At 40.0% G+C, this 18,058-nt stretch carries 16 protein-coding genes and 1 pseudogene; 14 read left to right on the forward strand and 3 right to left on the reverse strand.

The features are described 5' to 3' along the window. The 12 genes and pseudogenes from AAEY55_RS11105 to adk form a co-directional block, all read left to right on the forward strand. Positions 1-192, forward strand: a pseudogene (locus AAEY55_RS11105) (hypothetical protein); the annotation flags it as partial. A 123-nt stretch (positions 193-315) separates the two neighbouring features. Continuing rightward, positions 316-1,143, forward strand: a complete 828-nt coding sequence (locus tag AAEY55_RS11110; RefSeq protein ID WP_089368945.1) for a DUF692 domain-containing protein — start codon at positions 316-318, stop codon at positions 1,141-1,143. 45 nt (positions 1,144-1,188) lie between these two features. Beyond that, on the forward strand, positions 1,189-1,941 hold the full coding sequence (locus AAEY55_RS11115) for a DUF2063 domain-containing protein (protein WP_011327882.1): 753 nt from the start codon (positions 1,189-1,191) through the stop codon (positions 1,939-1,941). A gap of 72 nt (positions 1,942-2,013) precedes the next feature. Next, positions 2,014-2,136, forward strand: coding sequence for a hypothetical protein (locus AAEY55_RS11120; protein WP_011327883.1), 123 nt, complete (start codon positions 2,014-2,016; stop codon positions 2,134-2,136). A gap of 163 nt (positions 2,137-2,299) precedes the next feature. Next, positions 2,300-2,845 (forward strand): adenine phosphoribosyltransferase, encoded by a 546-nt coding sequence (apt, locus tag AAEY55_RS11125; protein WP_011327884.1) that lies wholly within the window; start codon positions 2,300-2,302, stop codon positions 2,843-2,845. A gap of 3 nt (positions 2,846-2,848) precedes the next feature. After that, on the forward strand, positions 2,849-5,383 hold the full coding sequence (dnaX, locus tag AAEY55_RS11130) for a DNA polymerase III subunit gamma/tau (RefSeq protein WP_089368031.1): 2,535 nt from the start codon (positions 2,849-2,851) through the stop codon (positions 5,381-5,383). A 63-nt stretch (positions 5,384-5,446) separates the two neighbouring features. Beyond that, positions 5,447-5,773: a YbaB/EbfC family nucleoid-associated protein gene (locus tag AAEY55_RS11135; protein ID WP_011327886.1), complete on the forward strand. Its 327-nt coding sequence runs from the start codon at positions 5,447-5,449 to the stop codon at positions 5,771-5,773. 6 nt (positions 5,774-5,779) lie between these two features. Next, a complete protein-coding gene (gene recR / locus AAEY55_RS11140) occupies positions 5,780-6,388 on the forward strand; it encodes a recombination mediator RecR (protein WP_011327887.1) in 609 nt (202 codons plus the stop codon). A 980-nt stretch (positions 6,389-7,368) separates the two neighbouring features. Beyond that, positions 7,369-8,538: an alginate export family protein gene (locus tag AAEY55_RS11145; protein WP_089368032.1), complete on the forward strand. Its 1,170-nt coding sequence runs from the start codon at positions 7,369-7,371 to the stop codon at positions 8,536-8,538. 197 nt (positions 8,539-8,735) lie between these two features. Further along, entirely contained in the window at positions 8,736-9,449 is a 714-nt protein-coding gene (locus AAEY55_RS11150) for an RluA family pseudouridine synthase (RefSeq protein ID WP_011327890.1), read from the forward strand. A gap of 110 nt (positions 9,450-9,559) precedes the next feature. Beyond that, positions 9,560-11,473, forward strand: a complete 1,914-nt coding sequence (gene htpG / locus AAEY55_RS11155; RefSeq protein ID WP_086993345.1) for a molecular chaperone HtpG — start codon at positions 9,560-9,562, stop codon at positions 11,471-11,473. 164 nt (positions 11,474-11,637) lie between these two features. Then, positions 11,638-12,282: an adenylate kinase gene (adk, locus tag AAEY55_RS11160; protein ID WP_011327892.1), complete on the forward strand. Its 645-nt coding sequence runs from the start codon at positions 11,638-11,640 to the stop codon at positions 12,280-12,282. Between the two features lie 73 nt (positions 12,283-12,355). Here the strand turns inward: adk and tpx are convergent, their stop codons facing one another. Next, on the reverse strand, positions 12,356-12,937 hold the full coding sequence (tpx, locus tag AAEY55_RS11165) for a thiol peroxidase (RefSeq protein WP_011327893.1): 582 nt from the start codon (positions 12,935-12,937) through the stop codon (positions 12,356-12,358). A gap of 226 nt (positions 12,938-13,163) precedes the next feature. Between tpx and AAEY55_RS11170 the strand changes: the two genes are divergently transcribed. Further along, the gene (locus tag AAEY55_RS11170) at positions 13,164-14,168 is read left to right on the forward strand and encodes a response regulator (protein WP_011327894.1); all 1,005 of its coding nucleotides are present in this window, start codon (positions 13,164-13,166) and stop codon (positions 14,166-14,168) included. A 5-nt stretch (positions 14,169-14,173) separates the two neighbouring features. Continuing rightward, positions 14,174-15,145: a diguanylate cyclase gene (locus AAEY55_RS11175; RefSeq protein ID WP_011327895.1), complete on the forward strand. Its 972-nt coding sequence runs from the start codon at positions 14,174-14,176 to the stop codon at positions 15,143-15,145. A gap of 78 nt (positions 15,146-15,223) precedes the next feature. Here the strand turns inward: AAEY55_RS11175 and AAEY55_RS11180 are convergent, their stop codons facing one another. Together AAEY55_RS11180 and AAEY55_RS11185 are read right to left on the reverse strand one after the other, a co-directional pair. Then, positions 15,224-16,738 carry a SpoVR family protein gene (locus AAEY55_RS11180; RefSeq protein ID WP_041454394.1) on the reverse strand — a complete coding sequence of 505 codons (1,515 nt, stop codon included), beginning with the start codon at positions 16,736-16,738 and terminating at the stop codon, positions 15,224-15,226. A 19-nt stretch (positions 16,739-16,757) separates the two neighbouring features. Further along, on the reverse strand, positions 16,758-18,041 hold the full coding sequence (locus AAEY55_RS11185) for a YeaH/YhbH family protein (RefSeq protein ID WP_089368102.1): 1,284 nt from the start codon (positions 18,039-18,041) through the stop codon (positions 16,758-16,760). Between the last annotated feature and the right edge of the window lie 17 nt (positions 18,042-18,058).

The raw sequence follows: 18,058 nt of genomic DNA on the forward strand, positions 1-18,058 counted from the left end.
GAAGGCAAATGTGGCGAAGCTAAATGCGGCGCAGATGCAAAAGCTAAAAAAGAAGGCAAATGTGGCGAAGCTAAATGTGGCGCAGATGCAAAAGCTAAAAAAGAAGGCAAATGTGGCGAAGCTAAAAGTGACGTAGATGCAAAAGCCAAAAAAGAAGGCAAGTGTGGTGAAGGTAAGTGTGGCGGTCATTAAAATTTATTAAAGTAGAATAACTTTACTTCAGGTTAAATACTTTAATACCATATAGAATAAAGGGCCGGTTGGCCCTTTTTGTTGGGAGTGGTTATGACACAAATTATAAATACTGACTTAGGTATGGTTGGTTTAGGCTTACGCAGAGAAATGCTTGACGAGTTACTAATGCATGTACCTAAACAAGTCGATTTTATGGAAGTTGCTCCAGAAAATTGGCTGAAATTAGGTGGGCGTTTTAAAAAACAATTTAAAGCATTAACCAGTGCTAATAGTTTTGCTTGTCATGGCTTATCGCTCTCAATTGGCTCAACTGCGCCAATTGATATTGAATTTGTAAAATCACTTAAAAAGTTTTTTGATGAACATGATGTAAAAATTTACAGCGAGCACTTAAGTTACTGCTCTGGCACTGGGCATATGTACGATTTAATGCCTATTCCGTTTACTTTAGAAGCGATTGCTCATGTAGTGCCGCGTATCAAACAAGTACAAGATATATTAGGGCGCCAAATTGCTATAGAAAATGTGTCTTATTACGCAGCCCCAGGGCAGAAAATGTCAGAGCTGGCGTTTACTAATGCTATTTTAGAGCAAGCTGATTGTAAGCTGTTACTCGATGTGAATAATATTTATGTGAACTCAGTAAACCATGGTTATGACGCCGAAGCCTTTTTAACCGGATTACCTACACAGCGCATTGCTTACGGCCATGTAGCTGGGCATTACAATGAAGCAGATGATCTAATTGTAGATACTCATGGTGCAGATGTAATTGACCCAGTTTGGCAGTTACTCGATAAAGCGTACCAAACTCACGGTGTATTTTCGACGTTGCTCGAGCGAGATTTTAATATACCGACCATTAATGTATTAACCAAAGAGCTAGATATTATTCATAACCTGCAAGCAAAATACCTTGATAAATCATTAATCAAACAGCGAGCTTAATAAGCATGTCTGAACCTAGAGTGCCTGCAAAAGGAGTATTTAGTTATGAGCTTTATTGAAATACAAAACGAATTTATGGCGCATATTCGCAAACCCAGCCAAAATAAAAAGCCGCAAGGAATTGAAGATAGACGCATGGCGATTTACCGCGATTTATTTTTTAATAATATTGTTGGGTTTATTTCGTCAGGTTTTCCGGTGTTAAAAACCTTATACAGCGATAAACAATGGCAAATGCTTATTCGCCGATTTTTTAGTGAATATGATTGTCACTCACCGTATTTTTTAGATATAGCAGGGGAGTTCATTAATTATTTATCAAGTAATTATGAGATGCAAAAATATGATCCGCCATTTATGCTCGAGCTTGCCCATTATGAATGGATTGAATTAGATGTAGCTATTACACAGCAGGCTGAAAATGAGCAACTCATAGCGTCTGATCAGGTTGCTTCTGCGCGTTTGTACTTATCAAGTACTGCACGTAATTTAAGTTACCAATTTGCGGTGCAAACAATAAGTACACAGTTTCAGCCGCAACAACCATCAGCACAGCCAAATTATTTTGTTGTATATCGCGATGGCGATGATGAAGTTCAATTTTTAACAACTAATGCTATGACAGCCTTGTTATTATCGATTATAAGTGAGCATGATGGTTTGATACTCGATACTATTTGCGAGCAAGTAACCCGCCATGCTGTGCAGTTTAGCGCTGCACAAATTGCCCAAGGCGCACTTGTTACTTTACGTGCCATGGCTGAGCTTGGGATTATAGTGACAAAAAATCAAGCTTAAGCTCTTTATAGATTATTTTACATCGTTTATTATGACGCCCTTATGTGTCGTGCTTAATAAAAGGTTGTAAAAATGTCAGATGATAAAGAATTTAAAGATCCGTTCAATGCAGCGTACTTTTTTGGCTTCGTAGCTATATTTGTAGGTATTGGTTGCTTAAATGCAATTGTTGGCTGGTTTGCTGTGTTATCTTAATTATTTATCTCAAGGCTGTTGTTACCAACAGCCTTATTTATAAAACTTCCCCTCGACTGAAACGGTTAAAACACCTTTTATAATAACGTCAAACTCGCAATCAAAGGTCACTTAAGGTTATAATCAGCTGCTTTGTAATATAAACCATTGAGCAGTTAAAATTATGACTCAAGTAACACCAGCAATTATCAAAAACAGCATAACTACTATTGCTGATTACCCTAAAGCGGGCATTATGTTTCGCGATGTAACTACACTAATGGCAAACCCAGATGCATTTAAAGCGACTATCGATGCTTTTATTGCTGCATATAAAGATCAGGGCTTTACCAAAATTATTGGTACTGAATCACGAGGTTTTATTTTTGGTGCACCCTTGTCTTATGCTTTGGGTATTCCATTTATTCCAGTGCGTAAGCCTGGCAAACTGCCGCGTGAAGTTGTTCGTCAAGACTACCTACTTGAATATGGCGAAGACACATTAGAACTGCATGTAGATGCTATCGTTCCAGGTGACAAAGTATTGCTTGTGGATGACTTACTAGCAACCGGTGGTACTATTGAAGCAACCATTAAATTAGTGCAAAAATTAGGTGGCGAAGCCACTGATGCAGCATTTGTTGTTTCATTACCAGAGCTTGGTGGTGAAAAGCGTATCGCAAAAATGGGTATTAAAATCCTAAAATTGGTTGAATTCGAAGGCGAGTAATCGATGAGTTATCAGGTTCTAGCGAGAAAATGGCGTCCACAAACCTTTCATGAATTGGTTGGACAGTCTCATGTTAAACAAGCGCTGGTTAATGCGCTAACGCAAAATAGACTGCACCACGCTTATTTATTCACTGGAACCCGAGGTGTGGGTAAAACCACAATAGCGCGTATTTTTGCTAAAAGCTTAAATTGTGATGAAGGCATTTCGGCAAATCCGTGTGGTCAATGTAGTAGCTGTAAAGATATAGAAGCAGGACGTTACATTGACCTACTCGAAATAGATGCAGCTTCGCGCACTAAAGTAGAAGATACTCGCGAAATACTCGATAACGTACAATACGCGCCTACACGGGGCCGTTATAAAGTATACCTAATCGATGAAGTTCACATGCTTTCTAAGCACAGCTTTAATGCGCTACTAAAAACGTTGGAAGAGCCGCCTGAGCACGTGAAGTTTTTACTTGCGACTACCGATCCACAAAAGCTACCTGTCACTATATTATCTCGTTGCTTACAATTTAACTTAAATGCGTTATCGCAAAGTGAAATAAAAACTCAGCTTGAACACGTACTGACGTATGAAAAACTGAACTTTGACGACGATGCTTTGCGCATTATTGCCAAATCCGCAGACGGTAGTATGCGAGATGCACTTAGCTTAACCGATCAAGCTATAGCGCAAACTAATGGTGATATTAATAACCAAGCTGTACAAACTATGCTTGGTTTAATGGACACCCATTATAGCCAAAGTTTACTAGCCGCGTTACTTGCCCAAGATGGCGCAGCGCTAATGAAAGAAGTAGCTAATGTTGCTAGCAGAAATCCTAATTATGTGGCCTTACTAGATGATTTAATTGCATTAACGCATTTGACACAGTTAAGCCAATTAGTGCCTGAAGCTGCCGCCCTTGATGAAACAAATGCCGATTACATCACGCATGTTGCTCAAAATACAAATCCACAGCAAATTCAAATTTACTATCAGCTCCTGTTAAACGGTAAAAAAGATCTACAATGGGCGCCAGAGCCTCGTTTAGGCTTTGAAATGATTATGCTGAGGCTGTTAGCGTTTCAGCCAATTGATACACAAAGTCAGCAACCAGTAGCTGTAAATACACAGCCGGTGCAAAGTAATACGACAAAGGCCAGTGCCTTACGTGATATTTTAAATAAAAGTAAACCGCTACCAAGCACAGCTCAAATTAATGATACAACGCAACCACAAATTATTGAGCCAAAACCAGCTGAGGTCGCTAAGCTATCAGAGCCGCAAAACGTAGCGCCCGATCCACTTAATAATAACTCTAGTACAACGCAGCAGGTTTCAACTGCGGTACCAGCAGTTGATCAAGCAGTAGAGCCAACAATTGTGTCGGCTGTGCCAAATGAAGCGGCGAGTGAGCAATTAGTAACTCAGCAACATCAGCATACAAATGACGTTACTGACGAGCAAGCCCAGCGTCAAAGCGAAGATGAAGCCTACTTACAGCAAAGTAATTTAGAGCACTCATTAGCTGCACAGTTTGATGATGTTATTAGTAGTGCGGTTGATCAAGGGTTTAACCCTGCAACAAATACGGCAGCGCAAGCTCAGCAAAGCCAAGCAACAGACACCTCAATTAGCGAACAAGAAGCGCGAGCGCAATCTGCTATTGCACGTATTTTAAGAGATAGAAATATATCGGGTGCGGGTAAGCTCTCAAATGCAAAAGAGACGGAGCAGCAAAATACAGCAAATTTAAGCTCTGCTAACACTCGCCCGAGTCGTTTTACAGCTAATAGCAGTAACAGCAATGAGCAAAATGTTACAACAAATAGCGATGCAATTGATCACAGTAGAGCTAACAATAATGCGCAGCAAACACACGCAGATAATCCGCCGCCGTGGCCTAATGATTTCGCAGGTGAGAGCGAAAAAAAGCCACAGCTCCCACTAGCGGGGAGCCAAAACAAGGCAGCAAGCCAAGCTCAGTTTGAGTCAAAGCCTGAGCGAAAAATAGACTTTAAAGCAAAGCACCAAACAATTACCGAAAATTTAGCCCCTGAGTTACTTGAGCAAATTAACCCGCAAAAAGTACCCGAAGTTGTTGTAGCGCAGCCTAGCATTCCAGCGCCTGATGATTTTCAAAGCCCAATAAGCGAAATTCGCTTTGCGCATCAGCAAGACGAGTGGGCATATTTAATTAAACGCATGGGATTAGGCGGGCGTATGCGCCAGTTTGCGTTGCACTCTATTTTTACTAAGCAAGGCAATAATTTGCATATAGATGTTGATGAATCACAAAAACATTTAGATACGCCCATGCTACGCCAAAGACTTGATGCGGTGTTATCCAGTATTTATGAGCACAATGTAACACTGAGTATTAATTTTGCTAAAGGGGTGATTGATTCGCCTTACTTAATTCAGCAAAAAATTGATGCAGGTCGTCATCAGCAAGCAATAGATGTGATCACCTCAGACGATAATATAGTACAATTTCAGCAGCTATTTAGCGCCGAAATTGACGAAAACAGCATTCAGGCATTGTAATTTATTACAACAGCCCTTATTTAGTAACCTAGTTAATGTATTAAAAAAGAAAGAGAGAAAGTTATGTTTAAAGGTGGAATGGGTAACATGATGAAGCAGGCGCAGCAAATGCAAGATCGCATGCAAAAAGCCCAAGACGAAATTGCAACATTAGAAGTTGTAGGCGAAGCCGGTGCCGGTTTAGTTAAAGTAACTATGCTAGGTAATCACAACGTTCGTCGCGTAGAGCTTGATGAGAGCTTAATGCAAGACGACAAAGACATGATTGAAGACTTACTTGCAGCTGCATGTAACGATGCTGTACGCCGTGTAGCAGACGAAACACAAGAGCGTATGGGTAAAGTAACTGGCGGTATGCAATTACCACCAGGTATGAAAATGCCGTTTTAAGCCTATATGCAACTTTCAGCTAGTTTAACTCAGCTTATAGAAGCATTGCGTTGTCAGCCGGGCATTGGCCCTAAGTCAGCGCAACGAATTGCTTTTCACTTGCTAGAGCGCGACCGTAAAGGGGGCACTCAACTTGGCAATGCACTGACAAAAGCTATGACGGCGGTTGGTCATTGTGAGTCATGTCGCACTTTTTGCGAGCAGTCGCAGTGCGATATTTGTTTAAGTACTAAACGCCAAGACAGCGGCATATTATGTGTTGTTGAATCGCCAAGCGACGTACTTGCTATAGAGCAAACGGGTCAATATTTAGGGTTGTACTTTGTATTAATGGGGCATTTATCGCCTATTGATGGTATTGGCCCTAAAGAAATTGGCCTAGATGTTTTAGAGACAAAGCTGGCTCAAAGCGGTATAAGTGAGGTGATTTTAGCAACCAACCCTACGGTTGAAGGCGAAACCACCGCACATTATATTGCCCAGCTTTGTCATAAATACAAAGTAGGTGCCTCGCGTATTGCCCATGGCATACCGGTAGGTGGTGAGCTTGACTTAGTCGACGGGACAACGTTAATGCATGCCTTTAGTGGCAGACGAGCGGTAACACAAGACTGAACTAGCACGGCTATTTGAATAACTAAATCAGCCCACATAACTTATGTTGTGTCGGCTGATTAATTTTCGCTTTAATTAATAGCATTATAACCGCGTAAGACGCTTAGGATAAATTTTGGTTAAGAGATTTACTCACGTATTGAATCATAGTTATATTTAAGTTTATTATCCGGAGCTCAGGTTACATAGGCTGACTAAGCAACCGCTGAGATTGGACTATAACTAGAGTGACGAACTATACGTTTAATAACTCTCTCTGTTAATAGCAGTGTATCGGTTAACGCGTAATGGTGACGACTTTTCACTTGGGCAATCTGCAAACCTTTAGCAGCAATCATTGCCTCATTAATCTTAGTAAACCCATCAGATTTACCCTGTATATCGCTTGTACGATATACATCGTAACCAAGTAAACTTGTTCCTGCTGCAATACGATCTGCATTTTTATCGATTACTTAACGAGAAAACCCTGTGATCTTTAGCCGCTGGGTAGTTCACTCCATATCCATATCCATATCCATATGCGCTGCTCGCATTAGCCGTGGCTGAAACTAACGCCACAACGATTGCTGCACTTAATAAGCTATCGTTTTTATCATTTTATACCTTAAGGCTCTATTAGGAGTGCTCAGTGTTTAATGCTTTATTGGTAGGTGCTATCTGGGATGTCATTCGCTTTTACTAGCTGAAAACCTCGAGTAATTTACTGTTTGAGTAAGAACTATACGCACAATGGCATTACGTTCTCGTGAGTAGAGTGTAACAGGCTATTTTTTATAATATTGATCTTTTTAATAATCACTTATAATTTCAGCTGTGTTTGCAAAAAAATTAGTGTAAACAACACCGATACCGTAAATAGCTTGGCTGGAATAAATTAATATCCGTTTAGCTACACAATAAAGATAACCAATTATTGTGGTTCTTTAGGTTTAACTGATGAGCTAGCTTAGCTAGTCGTCGCGTGCGGAGAAAGTTAAATGACTCGATATGGTTTGTCTTTACTATTACTTTTACTTAGTAGTTGTGTTTTGGCTGAGGTTGCCGTTGAAGGACGTATTAAGTTTCAACACATTGAAAATAATGAGCTCTCCGATACTGATTTATCAACCAACTTCGCTCGACTGCTACTTAAGGCAGATTTGCCACTTAGTAATAATAGCTTATTTTATCTCGAAACGATTGCTGCGTATGATTCCTCTTTTGCACAAGGAAAATATTCATTTGAGCATAATGAATTTGATCTGCATCAAGGCTATCTGAGTGTTACAAGCCCTAATCATGCTATTAAATTAGGTCGACAAGTTTGGTCAGTTGCAGACCAAAGGTTGTTAGGTAAGCGCGAAGGTACCAACGTAAGAAGACGCTTCGATGGCGTGATGTATCAAAATAACGTCCTTAACCAGCTGCAAATTAATGCATACCATGGCTATGCTGTGGTTAGCAAAGCAGGCGTGTTTGATGATAAACATTTATCTTCTGAAAGAATAACAGGTGTGTACTTGAGCACAGCTGAATTACTGCTGCACAGCATGTGGTACCGCGATACCACGGCAGAAAATAACGAAAGCAGACACACTATTGAAGCCCAATATCGTAAAAAATCAGGCCGTTTTAGTAGCACTTTTCACGTGGCTCATCAAACCAGCATAGTAAAGAGTGAGCATACTAAAGCATGGTTTGCACAGTTTTCTGGGCTGTATTCTTTCGCAAACTTAAAGTTTGGCCCTACTTTAAGTTATGCAACGGGCGGTGAGGCAGGGCATGAAGATGGATATTTTCGATCTTTATATGCAAAAGCGCCGTATTATTCTGAGGCAGGTATATTTTCTACCACAAATATCAAACATATAGGCGCAAAATTGCAAGCTCAACTTACTGATAAATTTGATATTAGTTTGGATATGCGTCGATTATTTAGAGTGAACGAACAGGGCGATATTTTTGGTCCTGGCAGGAGTCTATTTATTGCTAATGAGCAATTAAAAGGCGCTAAAATTGCCGATACTTATAGCTTAACAACACAGTATTTGTATACAAAAAAAATCTCTTTTGAACTGATTACCAGCTATATAAATATGAGTAACAGAGCGAATTTAGAAAAAGATCAAAGCTTTTTTGTTGAAGCGATGCTGCATTTTGCCTATTAAGTCACACTGATTAACCAATTCATGGGTTATTTTACAGCGGCAAATGTTACTATCTGCTTTTAATAAATGGCCCTGTATCAAGTGTTATCCCTAGCAGAGCAGCTAATCAGCGCTCAGCTTTACCGGTGTAATTTACTCACTTTACTTTGAACCAGACACATGCCGCCTAGGTGGCGCTATGTGTTATTAGGAAGACTATGTCTGAATTTCATCACTTAACCCCCTGCGCTATTGATAACTTTGTCGCGCCGCAGTGTGATCAGAGCGTGCAGATTGTTTATCACGATGAAGACATTTTACTGATCAACAAACCCAGTGGTTTGTTGAGTTTGTCGGGTAAAAATCCGCTCAATTGGGATTCTGTGCATTATCGTTTGGTAAATGGGCAAACAGGTATTACGGCTGCGTACCCTGAGGCTAAGTTACCGCATAGGTTAGACTTAGGTACATCAGGCATTATGATTGTGGGATTAAACGCGGCGGCTTCTAAGCACCTAAATAAACAGTTTCAGGCGCGTACAATTAAAAAGCGCTATGTAGCCATGTTACACGGATGGTTAATTGACGACGAAGGGCAAATTAGTGCGTCGATAGCAAAAGATAAACTGCTTTTTCCGCGGGTTAAAATCTGCGAAACCACAGGTAAAACAGCCGTAAGTGAATATAAAGTGCTGCAGCGCCTAACGCAACCACAGCGAACCTTAGTGCAATTTACACCCATTACAGGGCGTACGCACCAATTGCGTATTCACAGCCAGTTTATAGGGCATCCTATTTTAGGGTGCGATTTATATAACAATGCACAAAGCGAGCATATGGCAGCGCGCTTACAGCTTCATGCAAGTGATTTGTATTTTCAGCACCCGGTAAGCAATGAACAAATTCATATGCAATGCGCTGGTACGTTTTAGTTTTAAGACAATATTGGTTAGGACTTTTTTTATTTTTTCCCTTGAAGTTCTAGCAGCTCCCCCCATATTAAGTGCATAACGCAGACACTTTGCAAATTGGAGATATATAAATGACTGCAGCACAAAAAGAAACATTAGGCTTTCAAACAGAAGTAAAACAATTATTAAACTTAATGATTCATTCTCTTTATTCTAATAAAGAAATATTTTTACGTGAACTTGTGTCAAATGCCTCAGATGCAGCAGACAAGTTACGCTTTTTAGCATTATCACAAGGTGATCTGTACCAAGGCGACGCTGACTTACGTGTGCGTATTAGCGCTGACAAAGAAGCTAACACCATTACTATTTCTGATAATGGTATTGGTATGACCCGCGATGAAGTAATAAGCTCTTTAGGGACGATTGCAAAATCGGGTACTGCTGAGTTTTTCAAAAACTTAACTGGCGATCAAAGTAAAGACTCGCAGTTAATTGGTCAGTTTGGTGTTGGTTTTTACTCAGCATTTATCGTGGCAGACTTAGTAACGGTTCGCACCCGTAAAGCTGGCGAAACAACTGCTTACGAGTGGGAGTCTCAAGGCGAAGGCGAGTACACGCTGCAAGAAATTGAAAAAGAAGGCCGTGGTACCGACATTATTCTACATCTTCGCGAAGAAGAAAAAGAGTTTGCTGATGAGTGGCGCCTGCGCAGCATAGTGACTAAATACTCGGATCATATTTCGACCCCAGTACAAATGTACAAAGCAGAAGTGCCAGAGTCTGAAGGGGAAGATGGCGAAAAAATCCCAGCAGTACCAGGTGAGTGGGAAAGTATTAACCGCGCTACTGCACTGTGGACTCGTGATAAGTCAGAGCTTTCAGATGACGAATACAAAGAGTTTTACAAGCACGTAAGCCACGATTGGGAAGATCCACTAAGTTGGGCGCATAACAAGGTAGAAGGTAAAACTGAATACACTAGTTTGTTATACATCCCTAAAAAAGCGCCATTCGACTTATGGAATCGTGATCGCCAAAGTGGTTTAAAACTGTACGTACAACGCGTGTTTATTATGGATGACGCTGAACAATTCATGCCAAGTTATTTACGTTTTGTAAAAGGCTTGTTAGATTCAAACGATTTACCACTTAACGTATCTCGCGAAATTCTACAAGACAACAAAGTAACGCAAGCTATTCGTAAAGGGTGTACATCGCGTATTATTAAAATGCTTGAGCGTATGGCTAAAAACAAAGCGGACGATTACCAAGTATTTTGGAATGAATTTGGTCAAGTGATCAAAGAAGGCCCTGCAGAGGATGCAGCTAATAAAGAAGCAATTTGTAAACTATTACGTTTCTCTTCTACGCATACCGATTCAGCAACGCAAGATGTATCGCTTGAGCAATACGTTGAGCGCATGAATGAAGGCCAAGAAAAAATATACTACGTAGTGGCTGATACGTTTACTGCTGCGAAAAACTCTCCGCATTTAGAGATTTTCCGTAAAAAAGGCATTGAAGTATTACTGCTAAGTGACCGTGTAGATGAGTGGATGATGAGCCACTTAACTGAATTTGCTGATAAGCAACTACAATCAATCACCCGTGGTGATTTAGACTTAGGTAAGCTTGACGACGAAGAGACTAAAAAAGCGCAAGAAGAGTCTGAAAAAGAAGTTGCCGGTTTAGTAGAGCGTATTAAAACTGCGTTAGGTGATGAAGTTAAAGAAGTGCGTTTTACGCATCGTTTAACCGACTCTCCAGCATGTGTTGTTAGCGATGACAACGACATGAGCTCACAAATGCAAAAGCTAATGGAATCGGTTGGTCAAGCCGCTCCTGAAGCAAAACCTGTGTTTGAGCTAAACCCAGAGCATCAACTTGTTAAGCATTTAAATGATGAGCAAGACGAAGATAAGTTTGCACAGTGGTCGCATGTATTACTTGACCAAGCGTTACTTGCAGAGCGTGGCACACTTAAAGACCCTACAGGGTTTGTAACTCGCTTAAATAAACTTATGCTTGAATTAAGCAAATAAGTTTAAAAAATTAAAGATTAAGTTAAAAGGGAACCTAAGTTCCCTTTTTTATACGCTATATGCCCGCTAATGACTTATCAATTAGTATAAGTTGCTTGAGTATCGGCGGCGCTTATGGAAGAATTCAGGCTTCAAAAAACAAACTATTACTAAGGGACAATGATATGCGCATTATTCTTTTGGGCGCGCCGGGTGCAGGTAAAGGCACTCAAGCTCAGTACTTGATGGATAAATACGGTATTCCACAAATTTCGACTGGTGATATGTTACGTGCAGCAATTAAAGAAGGCACTCCACTGGGTCTTGAAGCAAAAAAAGTAATGGATGCAGGCCAGTTAATTTCTGACGATATTATCATTGGTTTAGTAAAAGAGCGTATTACTAAAGCTGATTGCGAAAATGGTTTTTTATTAGACGGTTTCCCGCGCACTATTCCACAAGCTGATGCGATGAAAGAAAATGGCGTAGTGGTTGATCACGTTATTGAATTTGATGTTGCTGATGAAGTGATTGTTGAGCGTATGGGTGGACGTCGTGTTCATCCAGGTTCTGGTCGTGTTTATCACGTTGTTTATAATCCACCAAAAGTGGCAGATAAAGACAACGAAACAGGTGAAGAGCTTATTATTCGTGCAGACGATACTGAAGAAACAGTACGTAAACGCTTAGGTATTTACCATGAGCAAACTATGCCATTGGTTGATTACTACCAAGCAGAAGCTGCTGCGGGTAACACCCAGTATCATAAGCTAGATGGTACACAAGCTGTTGATGCTATTAGCAAACAGTTAGGTGAGCTATTAGGCTAATTTACAGTCCTCTATTAAATAAAAACCGCTAATGTAAAATTTAGCGGTTTTTTTGTGCAGAGTTTAGGTTAATTTAAAGTGCCTTTAGTTTTTCAATCACGCTGGCGTATTCTGGTTCAGTTGCAAGGTTACTCACTAATTGCTTATAAACCACGTTATGGTTTTTATCTAAAATAAGTACAGCGCGTGTTAGTAGCCCCATATCTTTAATTATAAATCCATACTTCTGACCAAAGTCGTGCCATACCGAATCAGAAAGCACAATTACCTTATCTATGTTCTCAGCTTTGCAAAAACGTTTTTGCGCAAAAGGTAAATCGCTACTAATGGTCAACATGGTTATGTTTGGAAATTGTTGTGCTACTTTTTCGTTAAAGTGTTTAGTTTGTAGGCTGCAAATACCGGTATCTAAACTAGGTACTACGCTAATCAAAACGGCTTGGCCTTTATACGCACTCAATGTAACAGGGGTAAAGTTAGCGTCGACCACTTTAAACTCTGGTGCGCTATCACCTACAGCAACTCCCTTACCTAATAAAGTAACAGGTTTACCTTGTGCGGATACTTTGCCAGCATCAAGCGTGTTTTCGGTATAATCGGCAGCAAAGGCCACAGAACTAAATGCACTTAATGCAAAAATTAACGAGCGAAACATAGGGTATTTCCTTTTAGATTCAGGCTGTAATAGCGTTAAGTGTATTATACTGCGAAGTGCTCACCAAGCAGAAGAAGTAGATGCTTTTATTTATTAATCAAAAATTGTAAACAAGGTATACTTTGATATAACATACATATGTAAAAAATATGTATATAAAAAACAATAATTAAACCTTTATTAATGCAGTTTGATACCTATAACAGGGTCAAAATAGAGAGAGAATATGTCAACATCGGTACTAATATGTGATGATTCAAAATTAGCTAGACGCCAATTAGCTCGATCTTTACCAGTGGATTGGGATATTAAAATTGAATTTGCGCATGACGGTGTAGATTGTATAAACCAAATAAAAAAAATACAGCCAGAAATTCTTTTTCTTGATTTAAATATGCCGGAAATGGATGGTTATGAAGTACTCATAGCGATACGAGAGCTTGGTCTTAATGTGCTCACTGTGGTGGTTTCTGGCGATATTCAGCCGGCGGCACATGAGCGCGTATTAGAGCTAGGTGCAATTGATTTTATTCAAAAACCTTGCTCCGCAGAAAAGCTAGCCACTATTATTGAACATCATGGCATTAAAGATAAAGCAATGCGAGAGCGCCTTGCGCACTCGTTAGGTGAGCAGGTAGACCCTGATGTACGAGATATATACCAAGAGCTTACTAACGTGGCCATGGGGCAAGCAGGCGACCTACTCGCAAGGTTACTTAATGTATTTGTTAAGCTGCCCATACCTAATGTTAATATTCTAGAAGTAAATGAGCTTGATATGGCGCTGCGCTCAATTGATAACAGCACCTCAACCTCGGGTATCTGCCAAGGCTTTATAGGCGGCGGTGTATCAGGGGAAGCATTACTACTTTTAAATGACTCGAGCTTTAAAGAAATAGCATCGCTAATGAACTACGACGGTGAGCTCAATGAAAAAGTAGAGCTAGAGCTGTTAATGGATATCAGTAATATACTTATTGGCGCTATTTTAACTGGACTCTCTAAACAACTTGATATGACATTTAGCCAAGGGCATCCCATAGTACTGGGTCAGCATAGAGATGTATCAGAGCTGGTTAAATCTAACAAACCACGTTGGCAACGTACCTTAGCAATCGAGATAAGTTACGGTATTGAAAACCACAATATAAATTGCGATTTGATGTTGTTATTTACCGAAGACTCACTAAAAACTTTGAAGTACAAAGTTGCCTACCTATTAGAAGATTAACGATTATGTCAGCTGATTTAAATATGAATGAAATCCATTGGTTAATGGATATGTTTAATACTGTTGATGTGGGCCTAGTGGTGCTCGACAGAGAATATAAAGTGTGTGTATGGAATGGTTTTATGGAAAATCATTCTGGATTACTGCCAAGCGCAGTTAAACACAAAGACTTATTTGATTTATTTCCCGCAATAGATGAAAAGTGGTTTAGAAGTAAATCTGAATCCGTGTTTGTACTAAAAAACCGCTCGTTTACAATTTGGGAACAGCAACCTTATATCTTTCGTTTTAAAAACTATCGGCCAATTACCGGCAAAGCTGATTATATGTACCAAAATGCCACCTTTATTCCACTAACAAATACCCGTGGTGATGTTGAGCATATATGTATTATTATTTACGATGTAACAGATGTAGCCGTTAATAAAAAAGAACTCGAACAGTTAAATAAAAAGCTTGAGCAAGTTAGTCAAACCGATAGCTTAACGCAGCTAGCTAACCGAGGGCACTGGGAACATACGTTACGCCAAGAGTTTTTGCGTACTAAACGCAGTGGTGGTTGCAGTACTTTATTAATGTTTGATATTGACCACTTTAAAAAAGTGAACGATGAGTACGGCCACAGTTGTGGTGACGAGGCATTGCGTCATATTGCAAAATTACTAAAAGGCACATTGCGCGAAACAGATATAGCAGGGCGCTACGGTGGTGAAGAATTTGCTATCACCTTACTCGATACTGATAAACAAGGTGCGATGATAATAGCCGAGCGTTTACGTGAACTAATTGCGGCAACCCCGGTGGCTTACAAAGATCAGCTAGTGAGTATGACGGTTAGTATTGGCATTGCCTCTTATAGTAATGAATTTAAAAACCATGAACGCTGGATTGAGGCTGCCGATAAAGCACTTTATAATTCAAAACACAATGGTAGGAATAGTATTACTATGTTTGATGATATAAAAAATGACGCCTAAGCGTCATTTTTTATATCGGTTAGTTAACGCGAGTATGCAGCGTTGCTTAATAAATCTATTATCCATAACCTAGATTATTTACTCCGTGGTATGGCGATAATCATCTATTGGACATTGACTAAGAATAGAAACCTCACCGCTACTCGACTCTTGTTCTAGCTTTACTTTAAATCCCCATAAACGGTAAAGATGTTTAAGTACTTCATCGTGTGAGTTAGCGAGCGGAATATTATTGTGCGGCACATAACGTAATGTAAGAGATCTGTCGCCTCTAATATCAACATTATAGATTTGAATATTAGGCTCGTGATTACTTAAATTATATTGCGCCGATAACGCCTCTCTCACTGCTTTATAGCCATTATCATCATGAATAGCACCTATTTCTAAATGAGGGTTATTTGTATGATCAACAATAGTAAATAATTTAAAGTCACGGATCAGTTTAGGTGATAAAAACTGGCTTATAAAACTTTCATCTTTAAAGTTTTGCATAGCAAAGTGCAGCGTGTCGAGCCAATTACTGCCAGCATACTGCGGGAACCAGCGTTTATCTTCCTCTGTTGGCTGCTCACAAATACGGCGAATGTCTACCATCATATTAAAGCCCAGAGCATAAGGGTTTATACCCGAGTAATATTGGCTATTATAAGGTGGTTGATAAATCACATTAGTGTGGCTTTGTAAAAACTCCATCATAAATGAATCAGTCAATTTTCCTTCGTCATATAAGTGATTCAAAATAGTATAATGCCAAAATGTAGCCCAACCTTCATTCATCACCTGGGTTTGTTTTTGCGGATAAAAATATTGCGATATTTTACGTACAATCCGAATGATTTCACGCTGCCATGACTCTAGCAATGGCGCATTTTTTTCAATAAAGTATAAAATATTTTCTTGTGGCTCTTGTGGAAAATGACGCTCATGCTTTTTAGCTTCTTGTTGTTGAGCTGGAATAGTGCGCCACAACTCGTTTACTTGTGATTGTAGATAGTCTTTTCGTTCTTGCTGGCGCTTTTGTTCTTCAAATAATGAAATACGTTGCGGGCGCTTGTATCTGTCTACGCCGTAATTCATTAGCGCATGACAAGAGTCGAGCAGGGTTTCTACCTCAGTAATACCGTATTTTTCTTCGCAGCGGCTAATGTACTTTTTAGCAAACAGTAGGTAATCGATAATTGAGCCGGCGTCGGTCCAGGTTTTAAATAAGTAATTCCCTTTAAAAAAAGAATTATGCCCATAACAAGCATGCGCCATAACCAGTGCTTGCATGGGCAGGGTGTTTTCTTCCATTAAATAGGCAATACATGGATCGGAGTTAATGACGATTTCGTAGGCTAATCCCATTTGACCGCGTTTATAATTTTGCTCAGTTTGAATAAACTTTTTACCGTATGACCAATGGCTATAGCCTATAGGCATACCAACGCTAGAATAGGCATCCATCATCTGCTCAGCGGTGATCACTTCAATTTGATTAGGGTACGTGTCTAAGCGATAGTGCTGTGCAACACGGGCTATTTCATCACGGTACTGGGCCAATAACTCAAAAGTCCAATCTGGGCCATCACTTATATGTTTATCCTTCATATTTACTACCTCGCTTAGGCTATGCAGCCCCTTGCTGCTGACGACCTTTTTTAAATAGCTCTCTAAAAATAGGGTAAATATCCTCAACGCTTTGAATATGTTGTATGGCAAAATTAGCATGGCTTTGGGTTATGTCTTGATACTCGCGCCATAAACTTTGATGCGCCCGTGTGGTTATTTCTATATAGGCAAAATAGCGCACTGCGTTTAATAATTTATTACGCAAAATTTGTCCACATTGCGGTGTGTCGTCTGCCCAGTTATCACCATCAGACGCTTGCGCGGCATACACATTCCATTGTTCAGAGTTGTAGCGCTCTTTAATTATTTCGTCCATGAGTTTAAGGGCACTCGAAACAATCGTGCCGCCGGTCTCTTGGGAGTAAAAAAACTCTTGTTCGTCAACTTCTTTAGCTTGCGTGTGATGGCGAATATATACTACTTCAATGTCTTTATAGCTGCGTGTTAAAAACTGATATAGCAAAATATAAAAGCGCTTAGCCATGTCTTTTGTGGCCTGATCCATAGAGCCAGACACATCCATAATACAAAACATCACGGCTTTGCTGGTAGGGTGAGGGCGCTTTTCGTAATTACGAAAACGTAAGTCGTAATTATCAATAAAAGGCACTGCCTTAATTTGCTTTTTAATTAGTTCAATTTCACTGTTTAACAGCACAATAGCAGCTTTATCAGGATGTGCTTGTGCAAGTAAAATAACTAACTGAGCTTCAAGCTCTGCTAATAAACGCTTTTTACCTGCGCTCATGGCCACGCGCCGTGCTAACGAGCCTTTGAGTGAGCGTACAATATCAATATTACTTGGCATACCATCGCTGCAAAAACCAGCGCGATGAGTTTTCATTTGTACTAGTTTGTCGAGCTGATTTTCTTGCAAGTTTGGCAGCTCTAAATCCTCAAACAATAAATCTAAATATTCATCCTTTGAAATCGAAAATACAAATTCGTCTTGGCCTTCTCCCGAGTCGCTCGCTTCACCGCCTCCTGCGCCACCACCTTGCCCACCTTTAGGGCGCTCTACTTTATCGCCAGTAGAGAACTGATCGTTCCCTGGATGTATTTGTTCTCTATTGCCGCCTTTTCCTTGATGAAATGTAGGTTCGCTAATATCGCGTTGCGGAATAGAAATACTCTCTCCCGAACTTGCGTCGGTGACACTGCGTTTATTAATCGCATCAGAAACCGCCTCTTTAATTTGTTTTTTATAGCGCCTAATAAAGCGCTGGCGATTAAGCGTGCTTTTATTCTTTGCGTTTAATCGCCTATCTATAAAATGCGCCATTAATTACCTCCTAAACT

Origin of the sequence: Pseudoalteromonas sp. 120-MNA-CIBAN-0494 (genome assembly GCF_040308885.1) — a bacterium.
Taxonomy (GTDB): domain Bacteria; phylum Pseudomonadota; class Gammaproteobacteria; order Enterobacterales; family Alteromonadaceae; genus Pseudoalteromonas; species Pseudoalteromonas nigrifaciens.